The 16,866-nt window shown below is 35.3% G+C and carries 29 protein-coding genes, 1 pseudogene and 1 riboswitch; of the genes and pseudogenes, 26 read left to right on the forward strand and 4 right to left on the reverse strand.

Annotated features, from left to right (window positions below; all coding sequences use genetic code 11):
* Positions 1-158 precede the first annotated feature (158 nt).
* From B1NLA3E_RS01325 to B1NLA3E_RS01395, 17 genes are all read left to right on the forward strand, one after another.
* Positions 159-404: a helix-turn-helix transcriptional regulator gene (locus B1NLA3E_RS01325; protein WP_015592064.1), complete on the forward strand. Its 246-nt coding sequence runs from the start codon at positions 159-161 to the stop codon at positions 402-404.
* A gap of 12 nt (positions 405-416) precedes the next feature.
* On the forward strand, positions 417-725 hold the full coding sequence (locus B1NLA3E_RS01330) for a hypothetical protein (protein WP_015592065.1): 309 nt from the start codon (positions 417-419) through the stop codon (positions 723-725).
* 54 nt (positions 726-779) lie between these two features.
* Positions 780-1,310 (forward strand): hypothetical protein, encoded by a 531-nt coding sequence (locus B1NLA3E_RS01335; protein WP_015592066.1) that lies wholly within the window; start codon positions 780-782, stop codon positions 1,308-1,310.
* Positions 1,307-1,489, forward strand: coding sequence for a hypothetical protein (locus B1NLA3E_RS01340; protein ID WP_015592067.1), 183 nt, complete (start codon positions 1,307-1,309; stop codon positions 1,487-1,489). The genes B1NLA3E_RS01335 and B1NLA3E_RS01340 overlap by 4 nt, the downstream gene beginning before the upstream one ends.
* The gene (locus tag B1NLA3E_RS01345) at positions 1,477-1,674 is read left to right on the forward strand and encodes a hypothetical protein (RefSeq protein ID WP_041580212.1); all 198 of its coding nucleotides are present in this window, start codon (positions 1,477-1,479) and stop codon (positions 1,672-1,674) included. Before B1NLA3E_RS01340 ends, B1NLA3E_RS01345 begins: the two co-directional genes overlap by 13 nt.
* Before the next feature lie 18 nt (positions 1,675-1,692).
* The gene (locus tag B1NLA3E_RS25090) at positions 1,693-1,845 is read left to right on the forward strand and encodes a hypothetical protein (RefSeq protein ID WP_187292134.1); all 153 of its coding nucleotides are present in this window, start codon (positions 1,693-1,695) and stop codon (positions 1,843-1,845) included.
* Positions 1,846-1,924: 79 nt separating this feature from the next.
* Entirely contained in the window at positions 1,925-2,119 is a 195-nt protein-coding gene (locus B1NLA3E_RS01350; RefSeq protein WP_015592068.1) for a hypothetical protein, read from the forward strand.
* The gene (locus B1NLA3E_RS01355; RefSeq protein WP_015592069.1) at positions 2,094-4,079 is read left to right on the forward strand and encodes an AAA family ATPase; all 1,986 of its coding nucleotides are present in this window, start codon (positions 2,094-2,096) and stop codon (positions 4,077-4,079) included. The genes B1NLA3E_RS01350 and B1NLA3E_RS01355 overlap by 26 nt, the downstream gene beginning before the upstream one ends.
* Positions 4,079-5,038 carry a recombinase RecT gene (locus B1NLA3E_RS23120; RefSeq protein ID WP_015592070.1) on the forward strand — a complete coding sequence of 320 codons (960 nt, stop codon included), beginning with the start codon at positions 4,079-4,081 and terminating at the stop codon, positions 5,036-5,038. Before B1NLA3E_RS01355 ends, B1NLA3E_RS23120 begins: the two co-directional genes overlap by 1 nt.
* Positions 5,038-5,739: an MBL fold metallo-hydrolase gene (locus B1NLA3E_RS01365; protein WP_015592071.1), complete on the forward strand. Its 702-nt coding sequence runs from the start codon at positions 5,038-5,040 to the stop codon at positions 5,737-5,739. The genes B1NLA3E_RS23120 and B1NLA3E_RS01365 overlap by 1 nt, the downstream gene beginning before the upstream one ends.
* Positions 5,740-5,762: 23 nt before the next feature.
* On the forward strand, positions 5,763-6,716 hold the full coding sequence (locus tag B1NLA3E_RS23125) for a replication protein (RefSeq protein WP_015592072.1): 954 nt from the start codon (positions 5,763-5,765) through the stop codon (positions 6,714-6,716).
* Positions 6,688-7,512 (forward strand): ATP-binding protein, encoded by an 825-nt coding sequence (locus B1NLA3E_RS01375; RefSeq protein ID WP_015592073.1) that lies wholly within the window; start codon positions 6,688-6,690, stop codon positions 7,510-7,512. Before B1NLA3E_RS23125 ends, B1NLA3E_RS01375 begins: the two co-directional genes overlap by 29 nt.
* Positions 7,505-7,744, forward strand: coding sequence for a hypothetical protein (locus B1NLA3E_RS01380; protein WP_015592074.1), 240 nt, complete (start codon positions 7,505-7,507; stop codon positions 7,742-7,744). The genes B1NLA3E_RS01375 and B1NLA3E_RS01380 overlap by 8 nt, the downstream gene beginning before the upstream one ends.
* A gap of 2 nt (positions 7,745-7,746) precedes the next feature.
* Complete coding sequence (locus B1NLA3E_RS01385; protein ID WP_015592075.1) at positions 7,747-7,974, forward strand: hypothetical protein; 228 nt, start codon at positions 7,747-7,749, stop codon at positions 7,972-7,974.
* Positions 7,975-7,986: 12 nt separating this feature from the next.
* Positions 7,987-8,334 carry a hypothetical protein gene (locus B1NLA3E_RS01390; RefSeq protein WP_015592076.1) on the forward strand — a complete coding sequence of 116 codons (348 nt, stop codon included), beginning with the start codon at positions 7,987-7,989 and terminating at the stop codon, positions 8,332-8,334.
* Positions 8,331-8,474 carry a DUF6011 domain-containing protein gene (locus tag B1NLA3E_RS25095; protein WP_187292135.1) on the forward strand — a complete coding sequence of 48 codons (144 nt, stop codon included), beginning with the start codon at positions 8,331-8,333 and terminating at the stop codon, positions 8,472-8,474. Before B1NLA3E_RS01390 ends, B1NLA3E_RS25095 begins: the two co-directional genes overlap by 4 nt.
* 181 nt (positions 8,475-8,655) lie before the next feature.
* Entirely contained in the window at positions 8,656-9,165 is a 510-nt protein-coding gene (locus tag B1NLA3E_RS01395) for a DUF1064 domain-containing protein (protein ID WP_015592077.1), read from the forward strand.
* A 709-nt stretch (positions 9,166-9,874) separates the two neighbouring features.
* On the opposite strand, the gene B1NLA3E_RS25100 is transcribed toward B1NLA3E_RS01395, so the two are convergent.
* A complete protein-coding gene (locus tag B1NLA3E_RS25100; RefSeq protein ID WP_187292136.1) occupies positions 9,875-10,042 on the reverse strand; it encodes a hypothetical protein in 168 nt (55 codons plus the stop codon).
* Positions 10,043-10,470: 428 nt separating this feature from the next.
* On the opposite strand from B1NLA3E_RS25100, the gene B1NLA3E_RS25105 reads away from it, so the two are divergent.
* Positions 10,471-10,644 (forward strand): hypothetical protein, encoded by a 174-nt coding sequence (locus B1NLA3E_RS25105; protein ID WP_187292137.1) that lies wholly within the window; start codon positions 10,471-10,473, stop codon positions 10,642-10,644.
* A gap of 179 nt (positions 10,645-10,823) precedes the next feature.
* On the opposite strand, the gene B1NLA3E_RS01405 is transcribed toward B1NLA3E_RS25105, so the two are convergent.
* A complete protein-coding gene (locus tag B1NLA3E_RS01405) occupies positions 10,824-11,210 on the reverse strand; it encodes a response regulator (RefSeq protein ID WP_015592079.1) in 387 nt (128 codons plus the stop codon).
* A 67-nt stretch (positions 11,211-11,277) separates the two neighbouring features.
* Positions 11,278-11,366, reverse strand: a riboswitch (cyclic di-GMP riboswitch).
* 88 nt (positions 11,367-11,454) lie between these two features.
* Between B1NLA3E_RS01405 and B1NLA3E_RS01410 the strand changes: the two genes are divergently transcribed.
* The 5 genes and pseudogenes from B1NLA3E_RS01410 (at position 11,455) to B1NLA3E_RS01425 (ending at position 13,534) form a co-directional block, all read left to right on the forward strand.
* Positions 11,455-11,706, forward strand: a complete 252-nt coding sequence (locus tag B1NLA3E_RS01410) for a hypothetical protein (RefSeq protein WP_015592080.1) — start codon at positions 11,455-11,457, stop codon at positions 11,704-11,706.
* A 66-nt stretch (positions 11,707-11,772) separates the two neighbouring features.
* Positions 11,773-11,973: an XtrA/YqaO family protein gene (locus B1NLA3E_RS01415; protein ID WP_015592081.1), complete on the forward strand. Its 201-nt coding sequence runs from the start codon at positions 11,773-11,775 to the stop codon at positions 11,971-11,973.
* The gene (locus B1NLA3E_RS01420) at positions 11,970-12,707 is read left to right on the forward strand and encodes a hypothetical protein (RefSeq protein ID WP_015592082.1); all 738 of its coding nucleotides are present in this window, start codon (positions 11,970-11,972) and stop codon (positions 12,705-12,707) included. Before B1NLA3E_RS01415 ends, B1NLA3E_RS01420 begins: the two co-directional genes overlap by 4 nt.
* Before the next feature lie 90 nt (positions 12,708-12,797).
* Positions 12,798-12,994, forward strand: a pseudogene (locus tag B1NLA3E_RS25510) (hypothetical protein).
* 15 nt (positions 12,995-13,009) lie between these two features.
* Positions 13,010-13,534, forward strand: coding sequence for a sigma-70 family RNA polymerase sigma factor (locus B1NLA3E_RS01425; RefSeq protein WP_041580214.1), 525 nt, complete (start codon positions 13,010-13,012; stop codon positions 13,532-13,534).
* Positions 13,535-13,573: 39 nt separating this feature from the next.
* Here the strand turns inward: B1NLA3E_RS01425 and B1NLA3E_RS01430 are convergent, their stop codons facing one another.
* Together B1NLA3E_RS01430 and B1NLA3E_RS01435 are read right to left on the reverse strand one after the other, a co-directional pair.
* On the reverse strand, positions 13,574-14,011 hold the full coding sequence (locus B1NLA3E_RS01430; RefSeq protein ID WP_015592084.1) for a hypothetical protein: 438 nt from the start codon (positions 14,009-14,011) through the stop codon (positions 13,574-13,576).
* A 127-nt stretch (positions 14,012-14,138) separates the two neighbouring features.
* Positions 14,139-14,330: a hypothetical protein gene (locus B1NLA3E_RS01435; protein WP_041580215.1), complete on the reverse strand. Its 192-nt coding sequence runs from the start codon at positions 14,328-14,330 to the stop codon at positions 14,139-14,141.
* 144 nt (positions 14,331-14,474) lie between these two features.
* On the opposite strand from B1NLA3E_RS01435, the gene B1NLA3E_RS01440 reads away from it, so the two are divergent.
* The 3 genes from B1NLA3E_RS01440 (at position 14,475) to B1NLA3E_RS01450 (ending at position 16,863) form a co-directional block, all read left to right on the forward strand.
* Positions 14,475-14,729, forward strand: a complete 255-nt coding sequence (locus tag B1NLA3E_RS01440) for a hypothetical protein (protein ID WP_015592085.1) — start codon at positions 14,475-14,477, stop codon at positions 14,727-14,729.
* A gap of 80 nt (positions 14,730-14,809) precedes the next feature.
* On the forward strand, positions 14,810-15,541 hold the full coding sequence (terS, locus tag B1NLA3E_RS01445; protein WP_015592086.1) for a phage terminase small subunit: 732 nt from the start codon (positions 14,810-14,812) through the stop codon (positions 15,539-15,541).
* A 5-nt stretch (positions 15,542-15,546) separates the two neighbouring features.
* A complete protein-coding gene (locus B1NLA3E_RS01450; RefSeq protein ID WP_144061537.1) occupies positions 15,547-16,863 on the forward strand; it encodes a PBSX family phage terminase large subunit in 1,317 nt (438 codons plus the stop codon).
* Positions 16,864-16,866: the final 3 nt, after the last annotated feature.

The following is a 16,866-nucleotide window of genomic DNA, read 5'->3' on the forward strand; positions in this document are numbered from 1 at the left end:
TCCTCATTTCCCATTACTCCTAACAATATTATACAGCAACAAATTGTTGCTTTCTATTAACGTAACTAAAAGTTTCTAAAAATAGTTGACAGCAACTAAAAGTTGCGTATAATTAAAAATATAAAGCAACCGTTAGTTGCGGATGGGAGGTGTAATGATTGAGTCCAAAAGATCTTCAACAACTGCTTATCAACAAAAGAGAATATTTAGGCCTTACTCAGCAAGATGTAGCGGAACAATCTGATGCAGAAATAACTAGACAATACTATGGGATGATTGAAAATGGTGAACGTAGACCTTCTGTTGATGTAGCTAAAAAAATTTCAAATGTTCTAGGTGTTGAGTGGACAATTTTTTTTGAAATTAACAGCAACCAAAAGTTGCTTAATAAAAATACAGCATAAGGAGGTAAGTAGATGTTCACGCTTCAATACGATGATCAATTCATTGAAAAAATTGCCGCAAAGATCGCTGACCGTGCTACTGAAATGCTTGTTGAAAGAATCGGTTCATTCAATGATCTTCCTCTAGTTTTGACTAGGGAGGAAGCTATGAAAGTTCTTCGGTGTGGACCAACAAAAATGGCTGAGTTAATGGCTAGACCTGATTTTCCAGTATCAAGAGAATTCGGCGTTAAAATACCAACACATATGTTAACTAAGTGGATAGAAAAAAACACTCGCTGGATGGAAGCAAATACTGGCTACTTCAATAAAGCTATCTAATACTAGCTTATCAGTTTATTCCATATTTTTTGGCAGAAATGGGGGTGTGAGAAATTGGAAATTGGCAGAGCTGCTATGGCGGCTAAGTTAGCAAGAAAAGAAACTGGACTCACCCAACAACAAATGACCCTTGATGAATATTTTGGATCTCGTGAGTCCGTATCTTCTCAAGAAAATGGTCGTTATCAAGTTCAACCTGAATTAGGAAGATATTACTCAGAAAAACATAACGATCCATGGGTAGCGATGGAAGCGGCAGCAGAATACACCGGCTGGGGAATCGTCAAATTAGATGGTGAGGCAGCAGATTTACATAGGACGTCCGTATCGCTAAAGACCAGAGAGGAACTTAAAGAAGCGTTAGAAGCTGTTATGGATGCCTCGAAGAACCTTACCGTCAATCCAAAATGCGTTGAGAGGGTTGAAATTGCGGTTATTGAAAAATCTCTTCATGAATGTATCGATGCGATTACCGCGCTCAATCATTATGTTGCAGTGATTTGTAAAGAGTATGGAATTCCATGGGCTAAGATGTGGACCCAGCACAAGATCAAGTTGATCCAAAGGAGGTTTATAAAAAAGTGAAAAAAGATATTACTCATCGAATTGCTTATTATGTGCGAAAGGTTAATGAAAGAATGTCTTTTCATCCATCCAAGAAGCTACCAGCTAAGTACACATATCGTCATGAACGCTTAATGGCTTATAAAAAGCGAATGTTTGAATTGATTGAGGAGGGAGAATACAAAAAATGTTCGGATTGACACCGGAACAATATTTCTTGTTTTTATCAATTCACATTAATCATTTAAAAACCATAGGTACTGAAAATCAAAAGAAATACTGTTTATCGAAAGTCAGAAACGTCGAATGGGATTCTAAAAGGAAATGTTTAAACGTCTATTATGATGATACATCGTGGAAATACGACGATAATGGCTGGTACTAAAAAGGAGGTGAAAAATAAATGAGTTTTGTTCTTAGTGTAAGCAAATTGATGAAGGCTAGTGAGGTTCGTGAGCTTTGTAAGGAAATGAGGGAACAAAAGCACATCTTAGCTAAACAAGAAGCGATTGTGAAGGCATTGTTATTCAGCAGAAATAAAAAAGCAGCAAGCTAAGGCTGGCACCTTACTTACTGCACTTTGAAAAATTAAGTTACCTCTATTTTACCACAATTAAAAAAGGGAGGACAAGCTTGTGTTTGATACAAAGAAAGGGCCTGTTTATGAGCCTGATCATCCAGCACTAAATGGCATGTACGAACTACTTAAAAAAGATGCTGCTACCTTATCTGGAAGTCGATTATACGAAGATTTAGTGGATGTATATGAATCAATCAATATGGATTTGAAGGAGGAAATGGATAATGGTAAAACAATTAAGGCTTCTTAGTCTTGAACTAAATAAGTTCAAAGGTGTTCCGTCGTTTTTACTTGACGCAAGAGGTGAAAATGCAAAGGTATATGGTGACAATGCAACTGGTAAGACAACATTGTTTGATGCATTTATGTGGCTCCTATTCGATAAGGACTCTCAAAACAAAAAGGATTTCTCCATCAAAACTCTAGTCGATGGAAAAGAAGTTCACATGATGCAACACGAAGTTGAAGGTGTTTTTCTACTTAATGGAAGAAAGCTTACATTGAAAAAAGTATTTGCGGAAAAGTGGACCAAGAAACGTGGATCCATTACTCAAGAATTTACTGGCCATACAACGGATTATTTTGTTGATGGTGTTCCTTCTAAATTAAAAGAGTACAAAACACTTGTTGATTCAATTGTGAACGAGAATATTTTTAAACTTCTGACCAGTCCTAGTTATTTTAACGAGCAAGTTAAGTGGCAGGATAAGAGGAAAACGTTGCTTGAAATATGCGGTGATATATCGGACGAAGAAGTCATTGCAAGTGAGTCGTCTTTATCAAAGCTCCCAGCTATATTGCAAGGCAAGTCAATAGAGAATCATCGAAAAATTATTGCTGCTAGGCGCACTGAAATTAATAAAGAGATAGAAAAGATTCCGGTAAGGATTGATGAAATAAAGCGTAATTTACCTGAGTTAGATGGTCTTGATAAGTCGGAATTAGAAACTGGAATCAATCAAATGAACGATGAAATTGACGGAAAAATGACTCAAATCATCAGTATCAAGAATGGGAACGCCATTACCGAAAGGCAGAAAGCCATTCAAGAAATTGAAATGGAGCTACTTAACATTAAACGTGACCATGATTCAGATTCGAAGGACCTTGTTTATCAGAAGAAGGCTCGAATTCAGGAAGAACAGTCCAATATTTCTTTACTAAAATCAAAGCTTAATCAAGTGAAAAATAACAAGCGATACAACGATGAAAATATAAAAAATATCGAAAATCAACTTGTTCAGTTACGCCAAGAGTGGACTGAAGTAAATAACCAGGAGTTTTCTCATGCAGACAAATGCGAATGCCCGGCATGTGGACAGTCCTTACCAGAACAGCAAGTACAGGAAGCACGAGATAAGGCTCTAGCACAATTCAATCTTAGTAAGGCAAAGAAGCTTGAAGGCATTAGTGAAAAGGGAAAACAGGGTAGCGAGCGCAAGCAAGAGTTCATTCAAAACAATGAAAAACTCACTGTTGAATATGACAAACTAAACGGTCAAATTTCTGATAAACAAACAGCTTTAGAAAAGCTTCAGGAACAACTAAATCAGTTGGAAGGAAACATCATCGATATTAATGAAAATCCTGTCTATGTTGCCAAACTGAAAGAAAAGTCACAAATTAACGCTGAAATTTCAGATTTAAGAAGCATGTCAGATCAAGCTATACAAGATATTCAATCAGAGATCATTTCACTCAAATTAAAACGAGAAGAGCTACAAAAGGATGCTGGTAAATTTGCTCTTGCTGATCAGTCTAATAACCGAATTGAAGAGCTTAAGCAGCAGGAAAGAAAATTATCTGCTGAGTTTGAAAAGTTGGAACAAGAACTTTACCTAACAGAAGAATTTATTCGGACCAAGGTTAATTTACTTGAATCAAAAATAAATAGCCGATTCAAATATGCTCGTTTCAACTTATTTAAAACAAACATAAATGGCGGTCTTGAAGAGGTATGTGAAACAGCGTTTAACGGTGTTCCTTATTCCAGTGGATTAAACAATGCAGCCAAGATCAACATCGGATTAGACATTATTAATACGCTATCTGAGCACTATGGATTTACCGCACCAATCTTCATTGATAACAGTGAAGCAGTAACTAAACTAATCGATACTAAGTCTCAGACAATCAGCCTAGTTGTTTCTGAAGCTGATAAGGTCCTAAGGGTTGAACATGAAGGAAATATTGTTAGGGAGGCAGTTTAATGAGTACACAAAATGAGTTAGCAGTTAAGACAAGTTCAGAGAGATTTCTAAATAACATTCAAGCACAATTTGCCGCAGAAGCAGGAAGCCCAGTAGCCTTTTCAGATTATGAAAAGGCGCTGGCACAACATTTGTTTTTGAAATTAGATTCTGTCCTTCAAGACTTTGAGGCAAAAAGGATTAACAGTGGAAAGACCCAACAAGCTCCTTACAATTGGCACAACATCAATATGAGAAAACTATCACTTGATGCCGTTCACACGGTACAGCTTGGATTAGATGCACTGATCGCTAATCATATTCACCCAGTACCTTATTTCAATGGTAAGGAGAAAAAATACGATTTAGATTTAAGGGTTGGCTATATCGGGAAAGCGTACTACCGAATGGAGGCAGCTGTAGAAAAGCCAAAAGATGTGGTGATTGAACTGGTTTATAGCACCGATCATTTTAAACCGATGAAAAAATCTTTTAGCAACAGCATTGAATCATATGAGTTTGAAATTCAAAAACCTTTCGATAGAGGAGAAATTGTTGGTGGATTTGGCTATCTAGTATATGACGATCCAGCGAAAAACAAATTAATTCTTGTTTCTGAAGCCGATTTTGATAAGTCTCGTAAGGCAGCCAAAGGAGATACATTTTGGTCAAAACATCCTGCTGAAATGAGATTTAAAACACTCGTTCATAGAGTTACAGAAAAGCTTCAAATTGACCCGAAAAAAGTAAATGCCTCTTATCTCTATGTGGAAAATAAAGAGTCAGAAGACGAAGTAAGAAAAGAAATTAGCGAAAATGCTAATAAAGATGTGATTGATGTTGAATTTTCGGAAACACCTGATGAACCGGTTAATAAAGAACCTAAAGTTGAAAATCATTCAGAGCATTTTGAAGAAGCACCACCACAGCAAGAGCAAATGGAATTTGCACCAACTGGCACCGGCGGCCCTGGTTTCTAATGATTGAAATTACCGCACTTGCATCTAGTTCGAAGGGGAACTGTTACCGCGTTACAGATGGTCATACTCCCCTTCTCCTAGAATGCGGGATAAATTATCGAGAAGTTCAAAAGGGCTTTGATTTTCGGTTGTCAGAGGTGGCAGGATGCTTAGTAAGCCATGAGCATGGTGATCATTGCAAGGCGGTTAAGGATGTTTTAAAAGCCGGAATTGACTGTTATATGTCCGCTGGTACAGCCCAGGGAATAGGAGTAAATCATCACCGGATAAAGAAGGTAGAGGCTAAGAAGCAATTCATGCTCGGTTCATGGACCATATTACCTTTTGACGTCCAACATGACGTCTCAGAGCCACTAGGGTTCCTACTCGTGAATCAGAGCGGAGAGAAGCTTTTATTTGCCACAGATACATACTACATCAAATATCGGTTCCAAGGGCTTACACATGTTATGTGTGAGTGTAATTACTCTAGGGAGATCCTTATTCAAAACATTATTAATGGTTCTGTTCCTAAGGTTATGAAGAAACGACTGGAAAGATCTCATTTCAGCCTAGAAGACGTGAAGGATTTTCTTCTTTCTAATGATTTGAAAAAAGTACAGGAAATATGGTTGCTGCATCTAAGTGACAGTAACAGCAATGCTGATCAGTTTAAACGAGAGATTCAAGAGCTTACTGGGAAGATGGTATTGGTTCCTTAAAGATATGGGAGGGATGATAATGGATGGCTGATGTACAACTGGAGAATGGCTACATACGGATTGCAACTGAACTCATTGATGAAGTCATTAGGAGAGATTTTTCTAAGCGACAATTAGCCATCTTGCACTTTATCATTCGTTTATCGTATGGATGCCATAAAAAAGATTGTGTCATTGAAAAATTTAATTCCTTTGAATTAGCTGGGTTAAATAAATCAGATATTAAGAAAGAATTAAAGTTTTTAAGAGATTGTCGGGTTATTAATTGGGATGAGGAAACGATGATTTTTTCTATTAATAAGGATTATGAAAAATGGCAAATTAACCCTTCAAAAGGATTTGACAAAGAAAAACTCAGCCAATTAATACACATCAATATCAAAAGAAAAGTTGGTAAAACACCAACTGATTTAGAAAATGTAGTTGGTAAAACACTAACTGATTTAGGGGAAGTTGTTGGTAAAACACTAACTTCTAAGTTGGTAAAATACCAACTTGAAATGAACGGGAACGCTTGGGAGAGTATGGATGAGGATACCCTTAAAGATAGTATTATAGATATTTATTTAAAGATAAATAAAGAGGAGGAGGAAAAGGCTCTTATGAATCGCATTTTAGAATTACTCCAAAAAAGTAAAATCCTCGAAGAAAAAGACATCACAGAATTTCTTCGAGAGGACATCAATGATGTGATTAATAACTTTGATTTTGAACAGCCTGAGGAAATGATTATTGAAGCAATTAAAGATGCTGCTAGAGGAAATGGCCGAACTTGGAAATATGTATATAAAAAATTAGTTGATTGGAAAAAGAAAGGTATAAAGACTACTGCAGATATTGAAGAGAAGTCTGGAAAGGATGGAGAAAATGGAGCCAAGGTTTACCAGCATCGCCCAGGTTATGGCCGATCTTCAAGCAAAAGCGCAGAACAGGCAATCAGAGAAGCCGATGATGCCCGAAGAGCATGGGGAGGTTGATTACAATTGCCCTATTTGTAAAGATACAGAATTAGTTCTTTACCGCGAGAATGGTTATGAAATGGCGAAATATTGTGAATGCAGGGAAAGAAATGCCTGGAAAAGACGTTTTAATCAATCAATGATTCCAGATGAGTTCACTAACGCAAATTTTGAAAACTTTCAACGTAAATCGAAAACGCTTGAATCTATGTATCAACTAACCTTTGATTATATTCGAAATTTCAAAGTTGAAAAGAAAGAGGACGGATCAACTAAGAAAGTAATCCCATCTAAGAATTTTGGTTTAATCGCAGTTTTTGGAGAACAGAGGCTTAAAGAACTTCCGCCAGCCGAACGGTCAACGGTGAAACAGGAACATAATAATTTTGGTATTGGTAAGACTCATTTACAAATTGCACTTGCAAAACGATTAATCAAAGACGGTTTTAACGTTCTAATTGTATCAGATGTGATTTTTATTGAGGAACTAATGCAGGCCAAGATAATGAAAGATGAGGGAGAGACTTACAACCGGCTATTACATAATACTCTCACTGCAGATGTCCTAATTTGGGATGATATCGGAAAAGTTAGCTGGACTGAACCCCGGGAACGAATGTACTACACCATCATTAATGAACGATACCGCAAACAAAAACCTATCGTGTTCAATTCGAATGAGGACCGTGGGACATTAGCAGAGAAGATCGGATATGCAGCTGCCAGTCGACTGATTGGACAAGCCGAAGAATTTTTGATTGAAGCCGAAGGACAAGATTGGCGGCTGAAGAAAGGGGCTAATGTAAATGCCTGAAATTTGCTTAATAGGATTCAATGGACCTGATCCTTTCTCAATCATTGTTTGGCAACTTGATGGTGTTGATCGAACAAAAACGATTTGCTATACAACCAAAGAAGAACTTAATGCTCTCGAAAGGTTCCATACTGCAGGTGATTTTTATAATCGTTACGATAAGGCGGTTGTTGTATATCAAGATAAGCAATCTGTGGAATATGTCAAAATACCTGAGAAGAAAGGGGCATAATCATGGGAATCTTACTTGAATCTGTTAAAAGCCGAAAGAAAATCAAACGTGGTGCGCCTTTGGAAAAGAAAATGCAATATGTTTTAGACGAGTTAAAATCAATGAATGTGAATATTTCTCGCACTGGGAAGCCTGTGGAGTCACTCGATTATGATGAGTTAAAAGAGGAGTGGGTATTCGCAACCATTCTTAGTTTCGATGTAGAAAGTCCGGAAAATAAGTTTTTTTAGGAGGGTACCAGGTTGAAATTAGGACAACAGGTACGGTTTAAAAAATTCCTTTCCAAAGCAAAAGATGGTGTTTCCTATGGATGGTTATCCGAAGAAATAGAAAAAGAGCTAGAAGATAACTGCCTTCTCAGAGTAAAAAAAATGGCCGAAAAAGAATGCAATGAATATAAAAATGGAATCGTTGTTGGTAAGAGAAAAATAGGGATTGAAACTATTTTGGAAGAAGCACTGGACATCGATGGAGATCCAGTAGATAGATTCTGTTGGAGAGAGACAATCTACGACACCGTTTTTCTTGTAGCTTGCGATTTAAAAGGCTTATACCGTGTTAGAGAAATAGATTTGGAGGAAATAACATGATCTGTCCAATCTGCAATCGCCCATTAAAAAGCCTAAAAAGTATCGCCATAGGCATCGGTCCTGTATGTGTCCGCAAGTTGGAGAATCTAAATGATAACGCTGATGGAAATCAATTGGAAATGGAGTTGAAAGAGAAATGAGCAATGTAAAAACTGTACCCAATTGTCCAAAGTGCAAGTCCAACGGGAATGTTATTAAACACAACAAAGGGATCGTTGCACTTGAATGTCCAAAATGTAAATTTCTTTGGAGCACTTTTTCAGAAACATGCCCAGATTGCAAGAAGCCAAATGGATATTTCGTCAAAGGGCCTTGTAGCACATGTTATTCGCAAAGGCACAAGATTTCATGAGTTCTGCATCAAAGTACGGAAATAGGAAAGTAACAATCGATTCTCACAAGTTCGATTCAGTCGCAGAGAGCAAGTATTACATGCAGCTCAAATGGCTGGAAGCTAATAAACAGATTCTTTTCTTTAGATTGCAACCTAGATACTTGCTCCAGGAGGCCTTCGATAAAGGCGGACAGCATTTCCGGAAAATCGAATATGTTTCCGATTTTGAAGTGCATCACCTGGACGGTTCGATTGAGGTAATTGATGTGAAAGGTGTGGAAACTGAAGCTTTCAAGATTAAGAGAAAGCTATTTGAAAAGAAATATCCTCACAAACTATCACTTATTACATACAAAAAGGAATTCGGGGGATGGATTGAGCTAGAAAAATTGAAAAAACTCGAACGGAAGGTGGTTAAGCCCCATGGCAAAAAAAAGACAACCAAAGTGGGTGCTCCTGTTTCGGAAAGAAGAAGGGAATCGGGTTTACCTATTTGAACCGTTGAAAAAATATGAGCTTCAGAGTCGGATCCGTAAGGGCTGGAAGGTTGTTTAAACAAAAAATTTGTATTAAGTTTCACAGAAACTAAAAAAGGCATCAAACTAGATGCCAATTACTTACTTGAATAATTCGTGAAAACCTAAATTCATAGGAATGAGCCATATGTAAAAACCAATGAGAGCTACCGGACCAATTAGAAAGTTATATAGTTTTTTAGGTAACCACTTAAAAAAAAAGCGATAAACAAAAGAGATACCAACCATAGTAACTATTAGAACAATTAGGGGCCCTATAAATTGCATTGTATTAAACTCAACACCTTCAAATACATTCAATCGTATACACCTCGTTGATTTAATTCATTTATGAATATATGGTACTACGAACTGGGAAATTTTATAAGTAGAGATTGGTGATAAACATTAGAGTAATTGTGTAAAAAAAATTAAAAATCCCTTAAGCGTTATGTCCTGAATGGTAGACACGCTTAAGGGACGGTTAAAAGAAAAGGTAATTCAAGTATATCAAGCTAATGATTTTGTTGGAATAGATGTCACTGAAAATACAAAATTATTAGAAATTAACACAATAAGAAACGCCTTCATTTGACTCCAAGTAGGCATTAAAGTTTTTTTATAAGGCTAGTAAGATTACCCACTTGCCTAAAGGTTGGTTATACTTAGTGATTATTTCAAAAAGGAAGGATTAATTCCTCCATAATTTTGTGATATTAAGTGGAACTATCTCACTTCCGTTTATTTGTTTATGTATTAAAGGATTTTTGAAGGGTTCATAATTTCCACTATCTGTTTCAGAATAACGCGCACGTACATCAACACCTAGGATACTTCGTATTTTATTGTGGTACGTCATTTATTCATCTCCTTCATTAAATAATTTAATATCATTATTATCTTTCTTGTTTATAAAAAAATTCATATTAAATAGCAGAATAAACCTTTCCATTTAATTCCTCAAAGTAAAGAGGTTTCTTTTTACATAGTTCGAAGATTTTGCGTCACAAAGGAGGAAAAACGCATAGATCATGAAATTACTAGTTAAGGACGAATATTGGGATAACTGGGGAAGATTAGTGAAAGTTTTTTGTAAAGGAGACATCTGCAAAGGAACTCTTCGTCACAACGTTAAAGTTTTGGCAGAAAGCCCATATTATCCTGGAGTTTCTGATTATGTCGATTTAAATTGTATCGAAATTTTATAACATTTCATTTCAAAGATTTTATAAAACAAAATAAGCAATGTGTTTACCACTAGACTTTTATTGTGAAGGAGGAAGGAAAGTGAAAAGTGGTTGGATTATTAATTACAAAAACGGAAATAGTGAAATTTTGTCTAAGGAAAAGTATAAAATTTACAATGCAAACAAGTATAAAGGTGATGTGAAGTCGGAAGAACATTGGTTCAATATTGAGGATGCAAAAAGGAAAAATCCTAATTTACCTGTCCATGAATAATACACAATACAAACATTAGGTGAAATAAATATTAACCCCTGATCATGAGAGTGCGAGTAGACACGTCCGGGGGGGGGATTTGTGGAATAGCTTGAGAAAATGGTTATCGAGTATTCCAAACTAAAGTTTACCAAACCTTTAATGGTTTTCACTAAATATTCAAAACTAACATTATGTACTTAACAGATTTTAATAGGTAAATTAAAAACTTTATTTAGAGCTGGAATTAATTCATTAAAATTTGGTTTTACAATAAAATCTTTAGCTCCTAATTCTAAAGCTTCAATAATCACAAATGATTGACCCATTGACGAGCACATGACAATTTTAGCTTCTGAATTTATCTTTATTAATTTCTTTAAAACATCAATTCCATTAATGTCAGGTAAAGTTATATCTAGCAAAACAATATCTGGATTGAATTCTTGGTATAAAGAAATGGCATCATTACCATTTGATGCTTCGGAAATAACTAGGTAATTGCTTTCAGATAACACATTTTTTAGCATGTTTCTCATAAAAGTTGAATCGTCAATAATAAGTACAGTTTTATTCACTTTGATCATTCCCTTCTAATGTTAAGGCAAATTAAGAAAGGGATAATTTGAAAAGTTGTTAAAATAATTTTTTGTAAATTGCAACCCGGCTACCATGGCAAAAAAGTTTGCTTTAGGCCCGTGGCTTTGCGTCCTTTACTTTCGTAAAATTTGCCTATGTAGGTATATTAGCATAATTTGTCGAAAATTATGGTGTTTTGTCATATTAAGATGTATCCAATTAAGAAAACCTCTAAACCAATTGGTAGCAGTTATGCAAATATCTTTACCGATTATAAATGGCGTGGTCCTAAAGGTGCAAAATCAAGGTGGGGTAGCAAAGGTGAATGAAACAATGGAATACAGTATTAAGAAACTAAATGAAGCAGGCCTGTTCCTTCTTTATCGGGATGTTGTTAATAGGATTGGTTCTCATGTAATCGGTGGCTCTCCAGATGTAAATTACATTCAAAATCAGGAAGCCATCCTCAATGTTGTACAAGATGAGCTTCAAAAAAGAAAATAAAAAAGCCAGGATCTCTCCCGGCTAGGTAATATCACGACAATATTATTATAGCATGGGGGAGTTCCTTTGAGACTAAGAGAAATTGACATTAATCATAGTACGATGAAAATAGAGATTGATATAATGGAACTAAAAGGAAGTTTCGCCATTGTTGTTTGTGATGGGAAGGCTAAATTAACGGAGCTGCCAAGTCATGGTGAAACAAAAATTGTTACACATCAGGGAAAGGTTAAACGGGTGAAGTTTGATGAGGGGGAAGATTTTTGAGTCATTGGATTAAAATAAAGAAAATATTATTAGAAATTTTAGTGATAATACTTGCGTTTAGTGCATATGTAGCCTTATTAATATTTTTTAATAATTATCAGTCAATATTTACAAGCTTCTTTAATTTTGTATTTATGAGTTATCTAATTTTGAAAATATTTTCATTAACCTCATGGATATCTGAAAAAAGAGATTTACGTAGGTTAAGGAATTCACAGATTTATCAATCGAATAATAAGGTACTCTATCAATGGTTAGGTAAAGGTGAATATGACTCTAATTTCTTTTTTCAATTCACAGATGATCCAATAACATCCGATCCATTAAGAAACCTCAAGAAAATTAAAAGAAAAATACACTTTAAGATAGGTTCAAATCTAGAAGATTATTATCTACTAAAAAACTATATTGAAGTATATGAAAAAAACAATCTGCTTAGTAATTTTTCTACAATATTTATAGGTATAATTGTTGCTGTAATCACAACTACGATTTCTAGAATAGTAACTACAAATTCAGTTTCAGATAAAATTATGGAAGTTATCTTTAATACTAAAGTCCATGATACATCAGAAAAAATCACCATGCTTTTAGATATATCCACTTTCTGTATAATTGGTATTGCAATAATAATTTATTCTATTAATGAGTTTTCAAAAGAAAAACGCAGACTGGAATTAATAAAGTTGATTATTGGATCAATCATTAGTGATTATGAAAAGAATAAAAAATGATTGTTCTACCAGCTCTCTGGAGGACACTGAATGAACGGTTTTTACCGTCATTTGGTGTCCTTTTTTATTTGACCAATATGAGGTGATGTCATGAATCCAACTTTAAAAGACCAGCTAACGGAATGGAAAAAACAACACCGAGAGTTAACTACAGCTAAGAAAAAAAACGTCGTCAGCAGCCACAGAAGCGCAAATCAGAGCATTTAAGTGAATCGGATATTAAGAGTCTTATGGGAATGGGGATGCCGAGGTATGCACGACACAGAGGGGCATTGAGACAAAAATAAAAAGGAGCTGATCGCGTGAGAGTATTAATGGCTGAATATCGAAAATCACTTCGAGATGCAAGAAAGATGAAAAAAAAATTTGATTCGAGAATCCAAAGTGCATTAGACAAAAAGAAAAAGCCATCTCCTCAAGACATTGATGATAAAAAAGTAATTGCCAGCATAATCAGCGACTTGGAATATGCACTCGAGTGGATGAGGAGTGGAAGAAATCCGGATGCTAGGCGTGGAATTGATAAACGCGGAGTGTATTTAACGGATCCATCAGTACTTGATGTATTACCGGTGCATCCTTTTTATGTTGAACTTTCTCATGCTAGTGAAATTACCCACTATGAAAATGAAATCATTGAAGATGCGTTGTGTACATTAACTGAGAGGGAAAAGGATGTTTTCCTCATGATTAAAGTTGAAGGGATCACTTTTGAATACACTGCAGAAATTCTGGGAGTAAAGAAAAGCACGGTGCAGACACATTTTAAGAGGGCAGAAAAGAAAATTGAACAGAGAAAACATGAGAGCCTTTTTCTAGTTTCTTGAAAAAGGCTTTCTTAATAAGAAAGTATTAACACTAATTTTTCACTTTGTTAGTTTATAAATTGTTTCAGTGAAAACCTCTTTACTTTGATTAAAATCACATTGTTTTAGTTCAATGGTTTCATTATTCAAGAAAGTAAGTGTGAGTGATAAATCACTAAATTTTTCAATACCAATCATATCTCTAGTGTATTGTAATAAGTTTATCTCTTTTTTTTCGATATCTTTGATATTTCTTACATGAATTTTTGCAAAGTTTTTGGTTTTGTCGTTACTATTTAGAACACAGTTTGCTTCAAGTAAATTAATGGAATCAAATACAAAAATGTTAATTTCTATTTGATCGGTATCTACAACTTTTGTTAAATCACCAACCTCTGTTCCTGGTTCAATAATATTGCCCAATGCTGAAACGAATTGTTGTCCGATAGGGAACTGATTTAACCAATCGTAAATTTCTTTATAGCTGTAAACCGCCATAATCAACACTCCTAAAAATAATATATAATAATAGATTTCGGTAAAGAATTTGAAATAACTTCTATCATATTACAATTTTCAAATTTGATTGTGTTTTTTGTCGTACAAATGATGTATATATGGAGAATTATTTTCCTTCAACAACATTCAATATGGTATTGTAGGTCTCAACATATAAGCTGGATATATTTTCAGAAAGATTTTTATTCATTGCTGAACTAGTAGAATTATCCGTGTACTTTAAGTGACCAGCAAATTGAATTGTTATTTCCTTTGCTAATTGTGCTACTTGAAGTCTTTGTTCGTTGCTTAAACTCATTATTACCACCTCCTTTTTTACAATATTCGGTAATATTAGTTAAAATCCTATTATATTATTATTTGTTCACCAATATTTAACAATTAGGATTATAGGAACCTTTCTCCTTTTGTCGAAATGTTAAGTGAGAGGAGTGAAGCAAACATGGAACCAAGAAGAATATACAATGTAGAAAGCCATTATTTAGTCGAAATCGATGATGTTAAGTCATATGGAAGTAGCGGCACTCTAACAAAAACCTATTCATGGGATGTCTACATCGCATCAAAAGGGTCAGAGTATCGCGGAAGAGCAGATGAAAAAAATAAGAATATTTCTATTCCATGGACCGTTCTAAAGGAAAATAATCTTTTAGAAGAAATGATAAGAATCATTGAGTACACAATGATGAAATATTGATTATATTTCGAGTATCCTTCGGGGTGCTTTTTTATTTTCCCAAAACAAACAAATCATATTGGAGGTGGGTGATTGTGTAGATGGCTAGAGCTAGAAGTCCTAACCGAGATAAAGCATTCGAGTTATGGAAGGAAAGCAACGGGACCATTCTCCTTAAAGAAATTGCAAGTCAATTAGGTGTAACTGATTCCCAAATTCGTAAATGGAAAAACCATGATAAATGGGAAGAGTTAATAAAAAGTAACGTTACTAAATCAAAAGGTAACGTTACTAATAAAAAAGGCGCTCCTAAAGGCAATAAGAATGCTCAAGGTCAAGGCGCACCTAAGCAAAATAAAAATGCAATTACGCATGGCTTCTTCTCTAAATACTTACCGCAAGAATCATTAGATATCCTTAAGGAGATCCAGCAGCGTTCCCCGGTTGATATGATCTGGGACCAAATCATGATTCAGTACACAGCTATAATCAGAGCACAGAAGATTATGTTTGTCGAAGACCGAGATGATATTACCAGAGTATTGAAGAAAGAAAAGCCTGGGATGTTTGGTGACGAGCACGAATGGGAGTTTCAATTTGCATGGGACAAACAAGCCTCCTTCCTAAATGCTCAGTCCAGGGCAATGAGTGAACTTAGAGGATTAATTAAGCAGTTTGACGAAATGGCATACATCGATGATGAGCGCAGGCTGAAGCTTGAAGGAATGAGACTAAACGTAGAGAAAACAAAAGCTGAAATCGAGAATATTTCAAACGATGAAGATGATACTTCTTTCGAAATTGTCATAAAGCGAAAAGGTGACAGTTCATGACCATAATTGAAAAAGAAGTTAATCCACACTTTGAGGATTTTCTCTTCGATTGGAATCAAAAGTTTCAGTTTCTTGTTGGAGGATACGGATCTAGTAAAAGCTATCATGTTGCATTGAAGTTGATTCTAAAATTGCTTTCAGAAAAACGAACAGCGCTTGTCGTTCGGGAAGTATATGAAACTCATAAAGATAGTACATTTTCATTGTTTAACGAAATCATTGAAGAACTTGGAGCCTTGGATGATACAGGAAAAAAGAAAATTGCTAAGGGGAAAATAAGACCAAAAGAAAGCCCCTATGAATTAAGGTTTTACAATGGGTCTAAAATCATTTTTAAAGGAATGGACAAGCCAGCAAAACTTAAATCAATTAATAATATTTCAATCATTTGGCTTGAAGAGTGTTCAGAAATTAAATACGCAGGTTTTAAGGAACTTCTTGGTCGTTTACGGCATCCTAAATTAAAATTGCACATGATTCTCTCAACCAATCCTGTTGGTGAAGATAACTGGACCTTCAAACACTTTTTTAAAGATGAGCAAAACAAACGTCTGGTTCTAGATGATAAAGAACTTTATGAAAAGCGTACTGTCATTGTAAAAGATACCTATTACCATCATTCAACGGCCGATGATAATTTATTCCTTCCAGAAAGCTATATTGAGCAGTTGGAGGAAATGAAAGACTATGATCCAGACCTTTACCGTATTGCCCGGAAAGGTCGTTTTGGCGTGAATGGGGTTCGGGTATTTCCTCAGTTTAGGGTTAAGGATCACAGTGAAGTCATGGAGGATATTTCAAATATCAGGACTGTAATTAAGCGAGCTGGGATGGACTTTGGTTTTGTTGAATCCTATAATGCTTTGCTACGTCTAGCCGTGGATCATAATAAACAATACCTGTACATCTACTGGGAATACTACAAAAATCAAATGACTGATGATCAAACGGCAGAGAAAATAATTGAGTTTAAGGAATCACAGGAACGTATTAAAGCAGATAGCGCTGAGCCTAAAACCATTCAATATTATCGGCAAAAGGGCTTTAATATGGTATCTGCGAAAAAATACCAAGGTTCTAGAATTCAGTACACAAAAAAGATTAAACGTTTCAAAAAGATCATTTGTTCAGATCAATGCACGAACACGATTTACGAATTAAAAGACCTTACCTATGCAACAGATAAAAACGGGAGGATCATCGAGGATGAATTTAAAATCGATCCTCATACATTGTCAGCAATTTGGTATGGATTAGATGATTATGAGATTGCCGATCTGAAAGATAAGAGTAAGAAGAGACCAAACAGAGAAAGGAGGTAGGCT

It is taken from the genome of Bacillus sp. 1NLA3E (assembly GCF_000242895.2).
Taxonomy (GTDB): domain Bacteria; phylum Bacillota; class Bacilli; order Bacillales; family Cytobacillaceae; genus Bacillus_BU.